At 73.0% G+C, this 16,774-nt stretch carries 16 protein-coding genes; 10 read left to right on the top strand and 6 right to left on the bottom strand.

The genetic code is table 11. The features are described 5' to 3' along the window. The first annotated feature begins 71 nt into the window (after positions 1–71). From HCJ92_RS25715 to HCJ92_RS00055, 5 genes are all read left to right on the top strand, one after another. The gene (locus HCJ92_RS25715) at positions 72–2,351 is read left to right on the top strand and encodes a type I polyketide synthase (RefSeq protein ID WP_420824649.1); all 2,280 of its coding nucleotides are present in this window, start codon (positions 72–74) and stop codon (positions 2,349–2,351) included. Positions 2,352–2,381: 30 nt separating this feature from the next. Beyond that, entirely contained in the window at positions 2,382–3,275 is an 894-nt protein-coding gene (locus tag HCJ92_RS00070; protein ID WP_167931254.1) for a 3-hydroxyacyl-CoA dehydrogenase family protein, read from the top strand. Then, a complete protein-coding gene (locus tag HCJ92_RS00065; protein WP_167931253.1) occupies positions 3,272–3,544 on the top strand; it encodes an acyl carrier protein in 273 nt (90 codons plus the stop codon). The genes HCJ92_RS00070 and HCJ92_RS00065 overlap by 4 nt, the downstream gene beginning before the upstream one ends. Positions 3,545–3,623: 79 nt before the next feature. Further along, complete coding sequence (locus tag HCJ92_RS00060) at positions 3,624–4,745, top strand: acyl-CoA dehydrogenase family protein (RefSeq protein ID WP_209310520.1); 1,122 nt, start codon at positions 3,624–3,626, stop codon at positions 4,743–4,745. A 98-nt stretch (positions 4,746–4,843) separates the two neighbouring features. Further along, the gene (locus HCJ92_RS00055) at positions 4,844–5,896 is read left to right on the top strand and encodes an HAD-IIIC family phosphatase (protein ID WP_167931283.1); all 1,053 of its coding nucleotides are present in this window, start codon (positions 4,844–4,846) and stop codon (positions 5,894–5,896) included. A gap of 60 nt (positions 5,897–5,956) precedes the next feature. Here HCJ92_RS00055 and HCJ92_RS00050 read toward each other — a convergent pair whose 3' ends face one another. Together HCJ92_RS00050 and HCJ92_RS00045 are read right to left on the bottom strand one after the other, a co-directional pair. Continuing rightward, on the bottom strand, positions 5,957–6,619 hold the full coding sequence (locus HCJ92_RS00050; RefSeq protein WP_167931251.1) for an O-methyltransferase: 663 nt from the start codon (positions 6,617–6,619) through the stop codon (positions 5,957–5,959). Between the two features lie 650 nt (positions 6,620–7,269). Continuing rightward, the gene (locus tag HCJ92_RS00045; RefSeq protein WP_167931250.1) at positions 7,270–7,866 is read right to left on the bottom strand and encodes a helix-turn-helix domain-containing protein; all 597 of its coding nucleotides are present in this window, start codon (positions 7,864–7,866) and stop codon (positions 7,270–7,272) included. 94 nt (positions 7,867–7,960) lie between these two features. On the opposite strand from HCJ92_RS00045, the gene HCJ92_RS00040 reads away from it, so the two are divergent. The 3 genes from HCJ92_RS00040 to HCJ92_RS24550 all read left to right on the top strand — a co-directional run bounded on the left by HCJ92_RS00040 (position 7,961) and on the right by HCJ92_RS24550 (position 10,029). After that, positions 7,961–8,986, top strand: coding sequence for an NAD(P)/FAD-dependent oxidoreductase (locus HCJ92_RS00040; protein WP_167931249.1), 1,026 nt, complete (start codon positions 7,961–7,963; stop codon positions 8,984–8,986). Positions 8,987–9,104: 118 nt separating this feature from the next. Next, positions 9,105–9,530: a MerR family transcriptional regulator gene (locus HCJ92_RS24555; protein WP_338053925.1), complete on the top strand. Its 426-nt coding sequence runs from the start codon at positions 9,105–9,107 to the stop codon at positions 9,528–9,530. A gap of 25 nt (positions 9,531–9,555) precedes the next feature. Continuing rightward, positions 9,556–10,029, top strand: a complete 474-nt coding sequence (locus tag HCJ92_RS24550) for a HEAT repeat domain-containing protein (RefSeq protein WP_338053924.1) — start codon at positions 9,556–9,558, stop codon at positions 10,027–10,029. A gap of 152 nt (positions 10,030–10,181) precedes the next feature. On the opposite strand, the gene HCJ92_RS00030 is transcribed toward HCJ92_RS24550, so the two are convergent. The 4 genes from HCJ92_RS00030 to HCJ92_RS00015 all read right to left on the bottom strand — a co-directional run bounded on the left by HCJ92_RS00030 (position 10,182) and on the right by HCJ92_RS00015 (position 14,163). After that, positions 10,182–11,411, bottom strand: a complete 1,230-nt coding sequence (locus tag HCJ92_RS00030) for a metallophosphoesterase (protein WP_167931248.1) — start codon at positions 11,409–11,411, stop codon at positions 10,182–10,184. A gap of 478 nt (positions 11,412–11,889) precedes the next feature. Further along, a complete protein-coding gene (locus tag HCJ92_RS00025; protein WP_167931247.1) occupies positions 11,890–12,552 on the bottom strand; it encodes an SDR family NAD(P)-dependent oxidoreductase in 663 nt (220 codons plus the stop codon). 115 nt (positions 12,553–12,667) lie between these two features. Continuing rightward, positions 12,668–13,078, bottom strand: coding sequence for a (R)-mandelonitrile lyase (locus tag HCJ92_RS00020; protein ID WP_167931246.1), 411 nt, complete (start codon positions 13,076–13,078; stop codon positions 12,668–12,670). Positions 13,079–13,146: 68 nt separating this feature from the next. After that, positions 13,147–14,163 (bottom strand): zinc-dependent alcohol dehydrogenase family protein, encoded by a 1,017-nt coding sequence (locus HCJ92_RS00015; RefSeq protein WP_167931245.1) that lies wholly within the window; start codon positions 14,161–14,163, stop codon positions 13,147–13,149. 216 nt (positions 14,164–14,379) lie between these two features. Here HCJ92_RS00015 and HCJ92_RS00010 point away from each other — a divergent pair, with 216 nt between their 5' ends. Then, entirely contained in the window at positions 14,380–15,285 is a 906-nt protein-coding gene (locus tag HCJ92_RS00010) for an MmyB family transcriptional regulator (RefSeq protein WP_167931244.1), read from the top strand. 416 nt (positions 15,286–15,701) lie between these two features. After that, positions 15,702–16,774 (top strand): ferric reductase-like transmembrane domain-containing protein (locus HCJ92_RS00005; RefSeq protein WP_167931243.1); only part of this gene is annotated, 1,073 nt, incomplete at its 3' end.

Below are 16,774 nucleotides of genomic sequence, written 5' to 3'. Positions count from 1 at the left end.
CCCACACGCCGCCCACCGGCGGCGGCGCGCCCGAGGCAGTGCACGCCGCCACCGCGGCCGTCCTGGACCGCGTGCGCGACTGGCTCGCGGACGCCGCGTCCGCCACGGTCCCGCTGGTCATCCTCACCCGGGGCGCCGTCGACCTCGGCACGGTCCCCGTGGACGTCGCGTCCGCCGCCGTCTGGGGTCTGCTGCGCTCGGCCCAGCTCGAACACCCCGGGCGTTTCGTCCTGCTGGACATCGACGACCCGGCAGCGACGGCACGGTGCCTGCCCGCCGCCCTCGCCACTGACGATTCGCAACTGGCGGTGAGGAACGGCGTGATGCACGTACCGCGACTCGTCCGCGCCGGGCCGCCCCCCGCGAGCGGAGCCGCGAGTTTCGACCCGGACGGTACCGTGCTGCTGACCGGCGGCGGTGGTGTCCTCGCCGCCGTCCTCGCCCGCCACCTCGTCGCCCGGCACGACGTCCGCCATCTGCTGCTTCTCGGGCGCCGTGCCGCCGACAGCCCCCGTGTCGCCGAACTGAGTGAGGAGCTGCGGGAGGCGGGCGCTCAGGTGACCGCGGTGTCGTGCGACGTGGCCGACCGCGCGGCGCTCGCCGACGTGCTGGCCGCGACGGCGCCGGAACACCCGCTGCGTGCCGTCGTGCACACCGCGGGCGTCCTCGATGACGGTCTGCTGGAGGCACAGACGAGCGAACGGCTGAGCGAGGTGCTGCGGCCCAAGGTGGACGCGGCCCACCACCTGCACGACCTCACCCGGGACGCGGAGCTGACGGCGTTCGTCGTCTACTCCTCGGCCGCCGGAGTCCTCGGCAGCCCCGGCCAGTCCACCTACGCCGCGGCCAACGCGGCGCTCGACGCCCTGATGACGCGTCGGCACCGCCTGGGCCTCCCCGCCACCTCACTGGCCTGGGGCCTGTGGGAGCAGCGCAGCGGCCTGACCGCCGACCTGTCCGACACCGACCTGCGCCGCCTGCACCGCAGCGGCGCGCGCGGCCTCACGGCGGCGGAGGGCACGGCGCTGTTCGACCGCGCGTTCGCCGCCTCCGGGGCCGACACGCCCGTCCTCGTCCCCGTCCACCTCGACCTCTCCGCCTACCGGGGCCCGACGGTGCCCCCGATCATGCGATCCCTCGTCAAGACGCAGCCCGGGCCCCGGACCGGGTCCGACAGCGCGCGGCTGCGACAGCGCCTCGCCACCGCCGACAGCGACGAGCAGGGGCGCATCCTCCTCGACCTCGTCCTGGAACAGGCCGCCGAAGTGCTGGGGCACGCCACGGCCGAGGCGCTGCGCCCGGACGACGCGTTCCTCGCCGTCGGCTTCGACTCACTGACCGCGGTCGAACTGCGCAACCGCCTCGCCGCCCGTACCGGCCTGCGACTGCGCCCCACCGCGGTCCTCGACAGCGGCAGCCCGGACCGACTCGCCGAGCTGCTGCGCGCCGAGCCGGCCACGGGGCCCGCGCACGACCACGGGCCCGCGACCGTGCCCACCGACCCCGTCGGCACGCTGTTCCGCCAGGCGTGCGAACTGGGCCGGGTGGACGACGGCATCGCGCTGCTGAAGCACGCCGCCGCCCTGCGCCCGGACTTCCGCACCGCGGACGAACTCCAGGCAGCGGCGGCACGGCCCGAGCTGTTGCGCCTGTGCCGGGACGACGACGCCCCGCAGCTGGTCTGCTTCGGCTCCGTCGTCGCGCTCGGGGGCGCGCACCAGTACGCGCGCTTCGCCGCCCGGTTCCGGGACCGCTACGGCGTCAGCGCACTCGCCGCCCCCGGGTTCCTGCCGGGTGAACCCGTCCCGGCCGGGATGTCCGCACTCCTCGACTTCCAGGCCCGCACGCTGCGCGCGGAACTCGGCGATCGGCCGCTCGTCCTGGTCGGCTCCTCCTCCGGCGGCACCCTCGCGCACGGCGTCGCGGCCCGCCTGGAGGAACTGGGCGCCGGTCCGGCAGCGGTGGTGCTGCTCGACACCTATCTCTCCGACAACGAAGGGATGACGCAGTTCAACGACGTACTGATCGGCGGAATGTTCGCGCGCGAGGAGCGGGCCGCCCCCATGGACGGCACCCGGCTCACCGCCATGGGCCGCTACTTCCGCCTCCTGGACAGCTGGACGCCTCCCCCCGTGACGGCGCCCACTCTCCTGGTGCGCGCCGGTGAGCCGCTCGGCGCACCGGACCCCGCCGCGGGCGACTGGCGCGCCACCTGGCCGACCGCCCAGAGCGTCGTCGACGTACCCGGCGACCACTTCTCCCTCATGGAAGAGCACGTCGGCACGACGGCCGGGGCCGTCACCGACTGGCTCGACACCGTCCTCACCCCCTCGACCGCCACCACACCCTGACGTCGCACCAGCACCCTAGGAGAGAGGCGCATGACGCGAGCGCCGCGCACCGCCCCCGATCCGCACACCGCCGTGTCCCACCGGATCGCCGTCCTCGGCGCCGGGGTCATGGGGGTGGGCATCACCGCACTCGCCCTCGGACACGGGGTACCAGTACTCCTCGTCGACATCGACGAGGAGCGGCTGGACCGGGCCCGGGACGACATCGACCGCGAGCTGCGCATGGCGCAGCTGATGGGACGCCTCCCGGCCGCCGCCGACACCCGGGCCCTCGAACTGGCCACGGGCACCGGTGCCGTCGGCGACGCCACCGCCGTCGTCGAGGCCGTCACCGAGATCGCCGACATCAAGGCCACGGTGCTCGCGGACGTCTCGGCCCGGGTACGTCCCGGCACCCCGCTCATCTCCAACACCTCGTCCATCCCCATCGACGAGCTCGCCGGCCACGCGGAGCGAGCCGAGGACGTCGTCGGTACGCACTTCATGAACCCGCCGTACCTGATCCCGACCGTCGAGGTCATCCGGGGAGCCAGGACCGGCGAGAACACCATGACCGGGGTCGGCGCGCTGCTGACTGTCCTCACCCGTAGGCAGGTCGTCGTGAAGGACGCCCCCGGGTTCGTCACCAGCCGCGTGCTGCACCCGATGATCAACGACGCTGCCCGGGTCGTGCAGGAGGGCACCGCGACGGTCGAGGACGTCGACGCGCTCATGGAGGGCTGCCTCGGCCACCCCACAGGCCCGCTGCGCACCGCCGACCTGATCGGCATCGACAACCTGGTGGACTCGCTGCGCGTTCTGCACCAGCGCACCGGGGACGAGGGCTGCCGCCCCTGCGACCTGCTGCTCGACAAGGTCCGGCAGGGCGAACTCGGCCGCAAGAGCGGCCGCGGATTCTACGTGTACCAGGAGGAGAACCGATGAGCAGTTTCGACACCGAGGCCACCGAGAAGGAGATCCTGCGCTTCCTGGAGGCGCGGACCAAGCGGCCCTGGGGGACCGACGCGGACCTCTTCGCCTCCGGCGGGCTCTCCTCGCTGTTCGCGATGGAACTCGTGGTGCACCTGGAGAAGAGCTTCGGCATCTCCGTCCGCGGTGCCGACCTGAGGCTGGACAACTTCCGTACGGTCACGGCGATGACGGCGCTCGTGGAGCGACTCCGGACTCCGGCGGGCGGAGCAACCGATGAGTGACCGGTTGCTGACCGAGCCCCCCGCCCCGGACGCGGCCGTCTCCCCCGACGCGGAGACCCCGTGGGAGGATCCGTCCGCCATGGTCACCGCTCTCGTCGCCGATGAGGCCGACGCCTGGGACCGTGCGGGGCTGCTTCCCGTCCCCCTGCTGCGGGAACTCGGCGCCGCCGGGTGGCTGTGTGCCCAGGTCCCGGTCGTCTCCGGCGGCAGGGGGCTGTCCAGCGCCGCGGCAGGCGAGTTCACCGCGCACGTCGGCAGCCTGTGCAGCTCGCTGCGCTCCGTGATGACCTCGCAGGGCATGGCTGCCTGGACCATCGAGCGCTTCGGCACCGCCGAGCAGCGCGCGGCGTTCCTGCCCCGACTCACCGGCGGCGGTCTCGCCGCGGCCGGGTTCAGCGAACGCGCCGCCGGAAGCGATCTGTCCGCCATGACGACCCGGGTGCGCCGCGACGGCGACTCGGTCGTCCTCGACGGGCACAAGGTCTGGGTGACCGCCGCGCACTACGCCGACCTGCTGGTCCTGTTCGGCAGGTATGACGGGAGCGGCGACCGCGGAGAGGACGCGGGCGCGGTGGGCGGGGGCGAAGCGGTGGCCGTCGTGGTCCCCGCCGACACTCCTGGCGTCCGTGTGACGCGCGTGGCGGATCCGCTCGGCTGCCGCGCGGCCGGGCACGCCGACGTCGCCCTGGACGCCGTGCGGGTCCCGGCCGGACATGTGCTCGGCGGCTCGTCGCTGCCGTTGCCGCTGCTGGTCACCACCGCTCTCGCCTACGGCCGGATGTCCGTGGCCTGGGGGTGCGTCGGCATCCTGCGCGGCTGCCTCACGGCCGCCACCCGGCATGCCGCCACGCGCGAGCAGTTCGGTGTCCCGCTGGGCGAGCACCAGCTCGTCGCCCGCCACCTCGCCGAGCTCTACGTCGCGGAGCAGACCGCCACCCGCGTCTGCGAGCACGCCTCGCGCTGCTGGGACGACGGCTCACCGGAGCAGGTCGTCGCCACGGTCCTGGCCAAGCACGTCAGCGCGGGCAACGCGGCTCGTGGCGCGGCCACCGCTGTCCAGGTACTGGCATCCGCCGCGGCCCGGGACGGGCATGTCGTGGCCCGCGCCCACCGCGACGCCAAGTTGATGGAGATCATCGAAGGCAGCAACGAGATGTGCCAACTGATGCTCGCCCGGCACCTCCTCGGCAGGACAGTGTGAAGGGAACCGGAGTGACGACCCCCGGAACGAACACGCCCGCGGCCACCCCGGCGACCGCGGTGACGCCCGCGGTGGCCGGCGTACACCCGGACCAGGTACTGAAATGCCTGGTCTGGGATCTCGACAACACGCTGTGGCAGGGGACCCTCCTGGAGGACGACGTGGTGACCCTGCCGGACGCGATCCGCGATGTCGTCGTGGAGCTGGACGCGCGCGGCATCCTCCAGTCCGTCGCCAGCAAGAACGACCACGAGCCCGCGTGGGCCCGCCTGGAGGAGCTCGGCATCGCCGAGTACTTCGTGCTGCCCCGGATCGGCTGGGGGCCCAAGTCGGTCTCGGTGAGTCGGATCGCCGAGACGTTGGGCTTCGCCCTGACCACCGTCGGCTTCATCGACGACCAGCCGGCCGAACGCGCCGAGGTTGCCCACCACCTGCCCGAGGTCCGCTGCTACGAGGCCGAGTCCGCACGACTCCTCCCAGGGCTGCCGGAGTTCACCCCCGCTTCGCAGACAGTGGACTCCCGGCGGCGTCGCCAGATGTACCAGGCGGGCTTCCGCAGGGAGGCCGCGCGGGAGGAGGCGACCGGACCGGACGAGGACTTCCTGCGCTCGCTGGAGTTGGACCTGCGTATCGGCCGCGCAACCGAGGAGGAGCTGTCGCGCGTCGAGGAACTCACGCTCCGTACGAGCCAGATGAACGCCACCGGCGTGCACTACTCCGACGCGGAACTGCGCCGACTCCTCTCCGACCCCCGCCACGAGGTCCTGGTGGCCACCCTCACCGACCGGTTCGGGCCGCACGGCGCGATCGGCGTTCTCCTTCTGGAACGCCGAACCGAGGCGTGGTACCTCAAACTCCTCGCGACCTCGTGCCGCGTGGTGTCCTTCGGTGCGGGCGCGACCCTCCTCAACTGGCTCATCGACGAGGCGGCTCGCGCGGACACGCATCTGGTCGCCGACTTCCGGCCGACGGACCGCAACCGGATGATGGAGATCGCCTACCGCTTCGCCGGTTTCCAGGAGGGCGACCCGTGCTCCTGCGCGGACACCCTCCCGCCGGCAGCCACCGACAGCATCCAGCGTCTGCACCTGCGGCCCGCGCCACGCCAGGCTTCCACGACCATCGAGGTCAGCGCGGTCGCTCTGGCCTGACACCGCCGGGGCGGCCTCGGCACGCACGCCGAGCGTACCGGGGCCGCCCCTGTCGCCTGCTCAGCGTTTACGGGCCAGAGTGATGCCGTCGGCCATCGGCAGCAGGGAGATGTCCACGCGCTCGTCCGAGGCGAGCACGGCGTTGAGTTCGCGGACGGCCACCGTGTCGACATCGTCGAATCCCGGGTCCGCGACGCGTCCGAAGTACAGCGTGTTGTCGATGACCAGAAGGCCGCCGCTCCTGGTGAGCACGAGCGACTTCTCGTAGTACGTGCGGTAGTTGGTCTTGTCGGCGTCGATGAAAACGAGGTCGAAGGCCCCGGCCCCCCGCTCCGCCAACAGCGCGTCCAGGGTGTCCGTCGCGTCCCCGAGACGCAGGTCGACACGGTCCTGGACGCCGGCCCGCTTCCAGTAGGCGGCGCCGACTTCCGGCCACCGGTCGGTGACGTCGCAGGTCACGACCGTGCCGCCGACGGGCAGCGCCCGTGCCATGCACAACGCGCTGTACCCGGTGAAGGTGCCGAGCTCCAGCACCGACCTGGCTCCGGTGAGCCTGACGAGAAGGGCCAGCAACTGGCCCTCCTCCGCCATGACCTGCATGCTCGAACCACCGGGAAGCTGCGCTGTTTCCTCCCGCAGCCCTCGCAGGATCTCGTCGTCGCGAAGCGAAACATCCCTGACGTAGGCAAGGAGACTCTCGGTGGCGTCTGTCTGACGTGCCATGAAGGTGAACCTCTTCTCCGGGCTGGGCACGGAACGGGTGTTTCCTCGGGAACACAGCAGCGATCACCGAGACCCTTCCCTGATTCGGCCGGAGAGAAGCGGAGGCATCCGGGACCTGTCCGCCTGTGCGCCAGTGCGCCTGGGTCCGCAGGCCGCACGCGTGCCGAGACCTCGCGAGTGATCTCGGCGGCTGCCGGACACGGCCTGTCACAGCGGTGACCAGCCGGTCGCCGACGGAGGCTGCCGGCGGCTGAACCCCTGCGAGGGGGCCGCCTCACCGCCCCTGGAATGCTTCGTACGGGAGGCCCTGACCCGATGCGCCGTGTTGCCCCGTGCCCTGATGGGAGCCCTGCCGGTCTGTTCCCTCGCCTTCTCCGGACGCCTCTCGGAAGCCGCCCCACGGTCGGGCAACCGCTTCCGACAGTGGAGATCGTTGCTGTACGTCACCGACGTCACCGACGTAGCCGTGCTCGACGGCGCGGACGAGTGCAGTCCACGCATCCTCCCGTTCAGCGCCCCTGAACGCCGTCCGCCGGCGCCATTCACCAGACAGGACCCAGCGGGGCGGCTTCACCGCCTCAGACCCTGGTGCCGGTGAAGCCGCCCAGCCTGTTGCTGCCCTGGCGGTCGTACCGCCGTGGCTCGCACCGTCAGGCGGTGGCGGGGGAGTCCTGAGCGTCGGTGCCGTCGTCACGCTGGTGACCGCGGCGGGCGTCACGGTCGAAGAGGCCCAGGATCTCGCACGGGCCGCCCTCCGCGCCGATGGCGTGCGGCAGCATCGTGGGGAACTCGGCGGCCTGGTTGGTCTCGACGCGGAACCGCCGGTGGCCGAGCATGAGGACGGCGGTACCGGAGAGCACGACGAGCCATTCGCGCCCCGGGTGGGCGCGCATGCGAGCCGGGTTGTCGGGCGGGGGAGCGGTCAGGTGCTGACGCACCACGCTCATGCCCGGGTCGGACTTCAGGGTCCAGCGCATGCGGCCATGCGTGCTGTCGATCGTCGGGCTGGTGATGACGTCGTCTGTGGCGGTTTGCACGAGCTGGTCCAGCGTGGTGTCGAGTGCGCGCGCGAGGGTGACCAGCTGGTCCAGCGCGAGGCGACGGCGGCCGTTCTCGATGCGGCTCAGGGTGGACTGGCTGAGGTGGGCTCGGGTGGCCAGTTCCTCCAGCGACCAGCCCTGCGCCACCCGTAGCGCTCGGATGCGTTTGCGTACGAGGCCGTCCAGCTCTCCACTCTCTTGCGTCATGCGCAACATTGTATGCCCCGGATGCAATGCGGGGTTAGCGTCGTGTGCAGAAAGCCCCAGTGCGGCACCGCACACGACGAGAGAGCAGGACGAGATGACTGAGACGACTTCACCGTACGCAGGAGAAACCGGCGACACACTGCCCGACGACATCGCCGACGTGGTGGTGATCGGCGGGGGTGCCGCCGGGCTCAACGGTGCGCTGATGCTGGCCCGGTCCCGCCGCTCGGTCGTCGTGATCGACGCCGGCACCCCGCGCAACGCGCCTGCCGAAGCCATGCACGGCTTCATCGTCCTGGACGGCACCCCTCCGCAGGAGATCCTGCGGCGCGGCCGGGAGCAGGTGCGCCAGTACGGCGGCAGCATCGTCTTCGGCGAGGTGGCTGCCGCCGACCCTGCCGACCCGTCGGCCGACGGGGACCCGCGCTTCGCCGTCACCCTGGCCGACGGCCGCAGCATCACCGCTCGCCGCCTCCTGGTCGCCACCGGCCTGAGGGACGTGCTGCCCGAGATCCCCGGGCTCGCCGAGCACTGGGGGCACGGCGTGGTGCACTGCCCGTACTGCCACGGTTGGGAGGTGCGCGACCGGCCCATCGGTGTTCTCGCGACCGGCCCCGCCTCCGTCCACCACGCACTGCTGTTCCGCCAGTTGACCGAGGATCTGACCTACTTCACCCACGGCACCCTGCCGGACGGGGACACCCGCACCCGTTTCGAGGCCCGCGGCATCCGCATCGTCGACACCCCGGTCCGGGAGGTCGTCACCGACGATGGCGGCGCGCTCGCGGGAGTCCGCCTGACGGACGGTTCGGTCGTGACCCGCAGCGTCCTCGCCGTCGCCACGCGGATGCAGGCCCGCACCGGAGGCCTGGACGGCCTGAAGCTCCCGATGGAGGATCTGCCCGACACCATGGGCCGCCGCTTCGCCTCCGGTACCGCCGGCACCACCGACGTGCCCGGCGTCTGGGTCGCCGGCAACGCCACCGATCTCTCCGCGCAGGTGGGCGCCTCCGCCGCGGCAGGCGCGCTCGCCGGCTCTCACATCAACGCCGTGCTGGCCGTCGCCGACACCGAAGCCGCCATTGCCACCGCGGTCCGGGGCGCGACGCCCGTCCCGTGACGCCACCCGACCTGGGCCGAGCCGTGCGCGGGAGAGGCACGGCGCGGCGAGTCCGGGTCACGCCGGTACGCGAGTCGTGCACCGGTCACCGGGCCGCCACCAGTCGAACGGTGCGCGCGTGGGCCCGAACGCTCGCCGACGTCGTGGGCGGCGTCGCCCCGGCCGCACCGCCGGTGGCTACCGCGAGTACTCGGCCGGGGACATCCGCCGCATCTTCCACGTGGAGAGCCTGCGGTCCCTTGGGCTGTCGCTCCACCAGATCGGTCGCGCGCTGGAGGACCCGGCCTTCACGGCGTCCGAACTGGTCAGCAACCTCATCCAGTGGACGGAAGGCCGCCTGGCCCGCGAAGCGGAGTTGCTGGAGCGGCTCCGTGTGATCGACGCGGCGGCGCCGACGGGCTGGCAGGACATCCTGCGCGTCGTCGAACTGATGCGAGAGTTCGACTCGACCAGCGCCGCGCGCAGGCAGCAGGCGGTCCTGACCGAATCCGACCCTCACGTCGCGGGCGCGTTGCGTTGGGTACTCGCCCCAAGCAGGTGGTGAGGGAGCGGCGGAGCTGGCCGCGGCTGTGCGCTCGGAGGACGTGGGGACACGGCGCCGCGCGGTGCGTGCGATCGCGGAGATGCCCGAGGCACCGGGGGCGATCGCCGCGCTCGCGGACGCCCTCGCGGACCCGGACCCCTCGGTGAGCGGGTGCGCCGCCCTGGTTCTCGGGCGGCATGACGTGGCAGCTGCCGCGCCGACGCTCGTCCGCATGGTGGTGCAGGGTTCCAACGACGTGGAGGCGGCCGAGGTCCTGGGAAGGCTGTCCCGGGACCCCGAACACGCGGCCTGCATCGCGACCGCCGTGTCCGAGGAACTCGCCTCACCCGCGGCCGGCTCGGCGACCCGGATCCGACTGACCCAGGCGCTCGTCGAGCTGGAGGAAACCATCGCGCGGGAGATGCTGCGCCACCTGTCCCACGACGAGGACCGAGTCGTCGCTCTGCTGGCATCCTCCCTGTTGTCAGCAGAGCAAGAGCGACCGGGCGAGCAGTGCTGACAGTGCCGCGTGCCGCGGTCCCGGGCCACGGCTCGCTGCGCAGGCCCCTTCGTCCGGTGAACGTGGCCGCGAGGCGCCGCTCCTCCCGTGCCGGCATGGCGCACGGGAGAACCAGGACAGCCTCCGGCCTGTTCAGCGAGTCCCTGGTTCGCTCAGCCGCCGGAGGAGGCGGCCCGCGTGGAACGGAGCACGAGCAGCGTGATCTCGCTCGGCGCGAAGACGCGGAACGGCGGACCCCAGAAGCCGGTCCCGCGGCTGGTGTACAGGTGGGTGCGTGCGCCGTGGCGGCTGAGGCCGGCGACGGCCGGCTGGTCGAGGCGGACCAGGTAGTGGAAGGGCCAGATCTGGCCGCCGTGCGTGTGGCCGGACAGCTGGAGGTCGATGCCGTGGGCCGCCGCGCGGTCGACGAACTTGGGCTGATGGGCGAGGAGGAGGACGGGATGGTCGGGGTCGGCGCCGCTGAGGGCACCGGCGAGATGCGCACCGTGACCCTCCAGACCTGACGACTCGGCTGTGACGTCGTCGACTCCGGCCACCACGAGGCTGTCGCCGCCGCCTTCGAGGACCAGGTGGCGGTTGCGCAGCGGCTCCCAGCCCAACTCGTCCATGAGGTCCACCCAGCCCTGGGCCTCGGAGTAGTACTCGTGGTTACCGGTGACGTAGACACGGCCCCGGCTCGCCTTCACCGTTCCCAGCGGGGTGGCCTGGGCGCGCCGGCGGTCGGCCGTGCCGTCCGCGATGTCGCCGGTGTGGCACACCAGGTCGGCCTCCAGGGTGTTCACCGTCTCGCAGACCCGCGCCGACCAGCGGGCACGGTCGAGCGGACCGTAGTGGGTGTCGGTGATCAGGACGACGCGGGTACCGTCCAGACCGGACCCGAGGCGTTCGAGCGGCACCTCGACCCGGCGCACCCGCGGTACCCGGCGTGCCTCGGCGAAACCCCAGGCGAGCAGCACGGCGGAGACACCGAGCACCGCCCACGTCACGAGGCGCGCCCGGTCCTGGCTGTCGCCGACGCCGCCCGCCGCCAGCGCGGGCCGCAGCAACGCGCCGAGGAGGACGGACCAGGTGAACAGCACCCAGATACCGCCGAGCAGGGTGTCACCGACGACCGCCGCGGCGTCCTGCTGGCGTCGCCCGTGGCCGCGCGCCATCGCGACCGGCATCGCCACGAGGCCGAGCACGAACAGCGCGGTGCCCGCCGCCGCGACGGGGAGCGGCCATCGCTGCCCCGCGTGCAGCAGCACCCAGCCCGGTACCACCCAGAGCAGGACGGGTGCGACCAGCGGGAGGTAGCGCATCAGCAGCTGCAGCCGGCTGCGCCGCGGCCCCTGCTCCTGCTCCTGGCCCGCGGTGGGTGGGGTGTCGCTGGTCTCGGTCACGCATGCCCTCCTGAGGTCCTGCCCTGCCGCCGCGCTCGGCGGTGCCGTCGTCGCGAACGTGCCGTGCCGTCGGCTCGCGCGGGCGCCGTGGCCCGGTGCTGCCCGCCTCCGCGCCGCCCCGGCTGTCGGGTCGTCCGGAGGAGCCCATTGAAGCAGGGGCGAACGTACGGTCGTGCCTGTCGTCCGGCGTGGCAGATCCGTCTCGTCATCGACGAGGACCGGACGAACTCCTGCCGCGCCGCTCGGGGATCAAGACCGCAGGGAGGGCCGACAGGTTGCCCCGGGCGCACCCGAATCCCCGGCGGGGCCCGCGGTCGCCGGAGCCCCAGCCGTGGATACGTCCCGGTCCCGGTCGGCGGCGCCCGCCGCCGACCGGCGAGCGGAGACCACGGGGCCGGTCCGAAGGTCCGACAGCGCGTCGTGCCGACCGCCCCGCCGGGGGAACACAGCCCGGGGCGGGCGTGGCGCGCCGGGCTCACTACGGCATCGGCTCGGAGTAGTGCCGGAAGGCACCCCGCTCCGTGTGGAGGCCGTACAGGCGCTCGGCGAGTGCTTCGGGGCTGGAGCGCTCGGAGTCCGGGCTGATGGCGCCGGGGATGATCAGCTGCGCGACGTGGATGCTCTCCTGCGCGAGGGCGTCATGGAGCATCGCCGCGTAGGCGCTCTCGGCGGCGAACGCCACCGAGGTGCCTGCCACACCGGGGTTGGGGCGGACGGCGCTGCCGCCGTTGACGAACAGCAGGGTGCCCCGGCCGAGCTCGCGCATGCCGGGCAGGACGGTTCGCACGCAGGTCACCGGCGCCTTGACGGAGAACGTCAGCGGGGCGTCCAGGTCGGCGGCGCCGGTTTCGAGGACCGGTTTCATGAAGTCGCCGCGCGGTACGGGGCTGAACTGGAGTACCTCGACCGGGCCCAGCGCGTCCGCGGCCTCGGTCAGGGCCCTGGTCAGGGAGGCGGGGTCGAGGACGTCGGCGGTGAAGCCGCGGGCGTGGATCTCCTCCTGGGCCAGTTGGTCCACCAGTTCCCGCTGGTTGTCGGCGCTGCGGGACACCAGGGCCACGCGGTGGCCGGCACGTCCGAAGCGGCGGGCCGAGGCCAGGCCGAGGCCCGGGCCCGCTCCGACGAGGGCGAAGGTGGTCATGGTGGTTCTCCTCGGGTTCGGGTTGGTCGGGGACGTGTCCGCCGCTCGGGCCCGCCCCGCCGCGCGGGTGGCGGCGGGCGGTGCCCGGTGGCGGTGCGGGGCGGAGGCCCTCGGTTCAGCCGCCCGCGGTGGCAGCGGTGTACTCCTCGTCGGTGACGGGGAGCAGCCAGTGGACCACTGCGTGCTCCTCGTCGCCCTCGTTGATGGCGAGGTGTGCCATCAACCGGTGGGGTGCGGCGCCGTGCCAGTGCTCCTCGTCGGCCTCGAACAGGACGCGGTCACCGGGCCGGATCACCTCCACCGGACCACCCCGACGGCCGCACAGGCCGATCCCCTCGGTGACGAAGACGGTCTGGCCGAGCGGGTGGCTGTGCCAGTGGGTGCGCGCGCCGGGCGTGAAATGCACGAGTGAGGCGGTGACCCGGGACGGGGGAGGAGCGGCGGCGACGGCGTCGATCCAGACGTCGCCGGTGAACCGATCGGGCGGCCCCTTCACGGTGTCGATCGAGCTCCGGGTGATCAGCACGGCTTCCTCCCGTTCACAGGGCGGTCGAAGGCGGTCGAAGGCGGTCGGGAAGGGGCGGTCGGTGCGGGTCAGGGCTTGAGGAGCGCCTTGACGGCGCGGCGCTCGTCCATGGCCCGGTAGCCCTCTGCCACCTGGTCCAGTGGCAGGGCGAGGTCGAAGACCTTGCCGGGGTCGATCCGCTCCGACAGGACCTGGTCGATCAGCTCGGGCAGATACCGGCGGACGGGTGCCGGGCCGCCGCGCAGGCCGACGTGAGAGAAGAAGAGCGCCTGTCCGTCGATGGCGACGTCGTGGGGAACGCCGACGAAGCCGACGTTCCCGCCGGGTCGGGCGGAGTGCAGTGCCTGTCGCATGGCCTCGGGGGTCCCGACGCACTCCAGGACGCAGTCGGCGCCGATGCCGCCCGTCATGTCCTTGATCCGGGCGACGCCCTCCTCGCCGCGCTCGGCGACGACGTCCGTGGCTCCGAACTCACGGGCGAGCTGCTGCCGGGGTTCGTGGCGCGACATGGCGATGATGCGCTCGGCGCCCAGTTCCCTGGCCGCGATCACCCCGCAGAGCCCCACCGCCCCGTCGCCGACGACCACGGCGGTGGAGCCGGGCCCGACCTCGGCGGCGTCCGCCGCCCACCAGCCGGTTCCCATCACGTCGGAGACGGCCAGCAGGCCGGGCCAGTGCCGCTCGTCCGGCACCCCGTCGGTCGCGACCAGGGTGCCCTGGGCGTTGGGAATGCGCACGTACTCGGCCTGGCAGGTCGACATGAACTCTCGGCGCAGGCAGTTCGAGGTGAAGCCGTTCCGACAGTTCGCGCAGGTGTTGTCGCAGGTCGCGAAGGAGCCGACGACGAACTGGCCCGGCCGCACCGCGGTGACCTCGCTGCCGACCTCCTCGACGAATCCGACGTACTCGTGACCCATCGGATGCGGGTCGCCGATCGGCTCGGCACCCCGGTACGGCCACAGGTCCGAGCCGCACACGCAGGTCACGGCGGTGCGGATGACCGCGTCGGTCGGGTGGAGGATCGTCGGGTCGTCCAGGGTCTCGAAACGCACGTCACGGGGGGCGTGGATCACTGCGCCGCGCATGGGGGATTCCTTACGTCGCGAGGCGTACGGTGCCGGACATCCGGAGCCGCCGCCGAGGGAGAACGGGGCCGGGCGCTCGCGCAGCCGCCGTGCGGGCCGCTGCGTGAAGCACCACCCCAACCAGGTAACCCCCACATCGCACACCCCGCGAGTCACTGGCGAGGGGTGTACCACCAGTACATCCCCGGCCCGCCGCGCGGGACGTACCGTCGAGGGGTGGACAACCAGCGAGCGGCCCGTGAGTTCCTCACCACACGGCGCGCGAAGATCACCCCCGAGCGGGCCGGGCTGCCCGCCGGTCCCCGGCGCCGGGTCCCTGGGCTGCGCCGCAGCGAGGTCGCGGCGCTGGCCGATGTCAGCGTCGAGTACTACGCCAAGCTCGAACGCGGCAACCTGGCCGGTGCGTCGCCGGCCGTCCTCGAAGCCGTCGCCCGAGCGCTCCGGCTCGACGACGCCGAACGCGCCCACCTGCTCCACCTGGCGCGGGCCGCCGACGGATCCGACGCACTGGTGCGGCCTCGCCGCCGCCGGACCCGCGACCGGTGGAAGCCCCACCCGAGCCTGCAGTGGACGCTGGACGCCTTCACGGGAGGGCCCGCGTTCGTCCGCAACGGCCGCATGGACCTGCTTGCCGGCAACCGGCTCGCCGACGCCTTCTACGCCGATGTCCACGCGGGCGGCAACCAGGCGAACCTGGCGTACTTCACCTTCCTCGACCCCGCCGCGCGCCGCTTCTACCCCGACTGGGACCAGGCCGCCGACGTCACCGTCGCCATCCTCCGCACCGAAGCCGGGCGCAACCCCCACGACAAGGAGCTGCACGACCTCGTCGGGGAGCTCTCCACCCGGAGTGACTCCTTCCGCACCCGCTGGGGTGCCCACAACGTCCGGCACCACGGGACGGGCACCAAGCGCTTCCATCACGCGGCAGTGGGCGAGCTCACCCTCGCCTACGAGGGGCTGGAGATGGCCGCCGAACCCGGGCTCACGCTCACCGTCTTCGCTGCCGAGCCCGGCTCGGCCAGTGCAGGGGGTTTGCGGCTGCTCGCCGCCTGGGGAGCCACCGACGCGACCACCGAGCCGCGTACCGGCGACCGACGCCACCGACCGCAGGCGCGGTGACCACCGCCGGCGCCGCACACGCGCTGGGTCCCGGGCAGGTGTGCGGAGCGGCGGAGGCCGCGCCCCCCCCCCCGCGCGACCGGTGCGATGCGGTGGTGCCCGGCACGACGACGCCGGCGTCGTCGTGCACGGTGCACACCGTGGCTCCGGTGACGGTGAACTCCGCGGAGAGGCCAGGTCGCACCCGCTCGGCGCGGCCCCTGACCCCGGGTGGGACGGGGCGCTCCACGATCGACTCGGCATTCCCGAGGCCGCCGTCGTGCGGTGATCGACCGGCCGCGCCGGGTGCGGCGGGGCGCCGGGACGGCCGGGGTGAACGCGGAGCGGATCCTCGGTCCACCCCTTATCCCGCGGCGGTTCACCGCGTATCTTCTCCGCAGCGCATGATCCCGAGTGACCGGATGGGTGTGAGGCGGATGGCTGGCCCGGTGGTTCCCGACCTGGGGGACGGCACGCCCGAGCCGCCCGGGACCGCCGCGCCGCGGGCACGGCGCCGCCCGCGGCTCGATCGCGCCGGGCTCCGGGCCGACCTGCGGGCGACCCTGCCGGACGCGGGTCTGGCGCTGCTGGTCACCGGCCTCATATTCGGCTGGCTGTGGATACGCATCGAGAACGGCACCTCCTCCACCGTCGAGGTGATGCCTCATCTGGCCGACCCGCGGCACTGGATGTACTGGCTCTGCCAGGCCTTCGGCTGGTCCGCGTTGCTGTGGGCCTACGTCACCGTCCTGCTGGGGCTGCTCCGGTCCGGTACCCGACCCCCGTGGGCGTGGCTGACCGCCGCGCGCACCGAGAAGCTGCACCGCACCACCAGCCTGACGACCGTCGCGCTGATGTTCCTGCACGCCTTCATGCTCTTCCTGGAGTTCGTCCGCTCCGACCATGCGGACTCGGCCTCGTGGGTCGGGCGTGTGGCCTCTGCGTTCGCGGAGAGCTTCGTCCCGGGCTACTACCCGTCGGGTACCGGCCGCCTCGCCATCCTCATCGGGTTGCTCGCCTTCTACCTGGCGATTCCGCTGAGTCTCGCCTACTACCTCCGCCACGCCACCGGGGCCCGCATGTGGCGGGCTCTGCACCGCTTCATCATCGTGGTCTACGTCCTCAGCGTGTGGCACACCCTGCTGTACGGCACCAGCGTCTGGTTCGACGGGCTGTTCCGTTCGTTCGTGTGGGCGTTGCAGGTGCCGCTCGGCCTACTGCTGTTGCTGCGGCTGGCCCGGCCGGCGAGACCGTCGGAACGGCTGGAGCTGCGGGGCGAGCGGCGCCCGACGCCCGCCCCGCTCACCGCCAGGCTGTCGGGCCGGCTGCTGGTGGCTGCCGCCGTCGTCGGAGTGGTGGCAGTGGTGGTGTCGGGGATGGACGGGGGGCGGACGCCGGGGCTGCCGTCCCCGGGGACGTGGCCCGAGCCGTGGGTCGTCTGGTTGGGCCTCGGCCTGTTGACGGTCGCGGTCGCGGTCACCGCCTACCTCCGCCGGCCCTCGCGGCCGGC

Source organism: Streptomyces spiramenti, from assembly GCF_012034385.1.
GTDB lineage: Bacteria > Actinomycetota > Actinomycetes > Streptomycetales > Streptomycetaceae > Streptomyces > Streptomyces spiramenti.
Note: the sequence above shows the minus strand (reverse complement) of the source record. Positions and strands in the feature narration are given on the sequence as shown.

Excerpts from the sequence above, each read along its gene's own strand:
- HCJ92_RS00070 (WP_167931254.1), top strand. The coding sequence starts at position 2,382 with ATGACGCGAGCGCCGCGCACCGCCCCCGATCCGCACACCGCCGTGTCC.
- HCJ92_RS00065 (WP_167931253.1), top strand. The coding sequence starts at position 3,272 with ATGAGCAGTTTCGACACCGAGGCCACCGAGAAGGAGATCCTGCGCTTC.
- HCJ92_RS00060 (WP_209310520.1), top strand. The coding sequence starts at position 3,624 with ATGGTCACCGCTCTCGTCGCCGATGAGGCCGACGCCTGGGACCGTGCG.
- HCJ92_RS00050 (WP_167931251.1), bottom strand. The coding sequence starts at position 6,619 with ATGGCACGTCAGACAGACGCCACCGAGAGTCTCCTTGCCTACGTCAGG.
- HCJ92_RS00045 (WP_167931250.1), bottom strand. The coding sequence starts at position 7,866 with ATGACGCAAGAGAGTGGAGAGCTGGACGGCCTCGTACGCAAACGCATC.
- HCJ92_RS00040 (WP_167931249.1), top strand. The coding sequence starts at position 7,961 with ATGACTGAGACGACTTCACCGTACGCAGGAGAAACCGGCGACACACTG.
- HCJ92_RS00025 (WP_167931247.1), bottom strand. The coding sequence starts at position 12,552 with ATGACCACCTTCGCCCTCGTCGGAGCGGGCCCGGGCCTCGGCCTGGCC.
- HCJ92_RS00015 (WP_167931245.1), bottom strand. The coding sequence starts at position 14,163 with ATGCGCGGCGCAGTGATCCACGCCCCCCGTGACGTGCGTTTCGAGACC.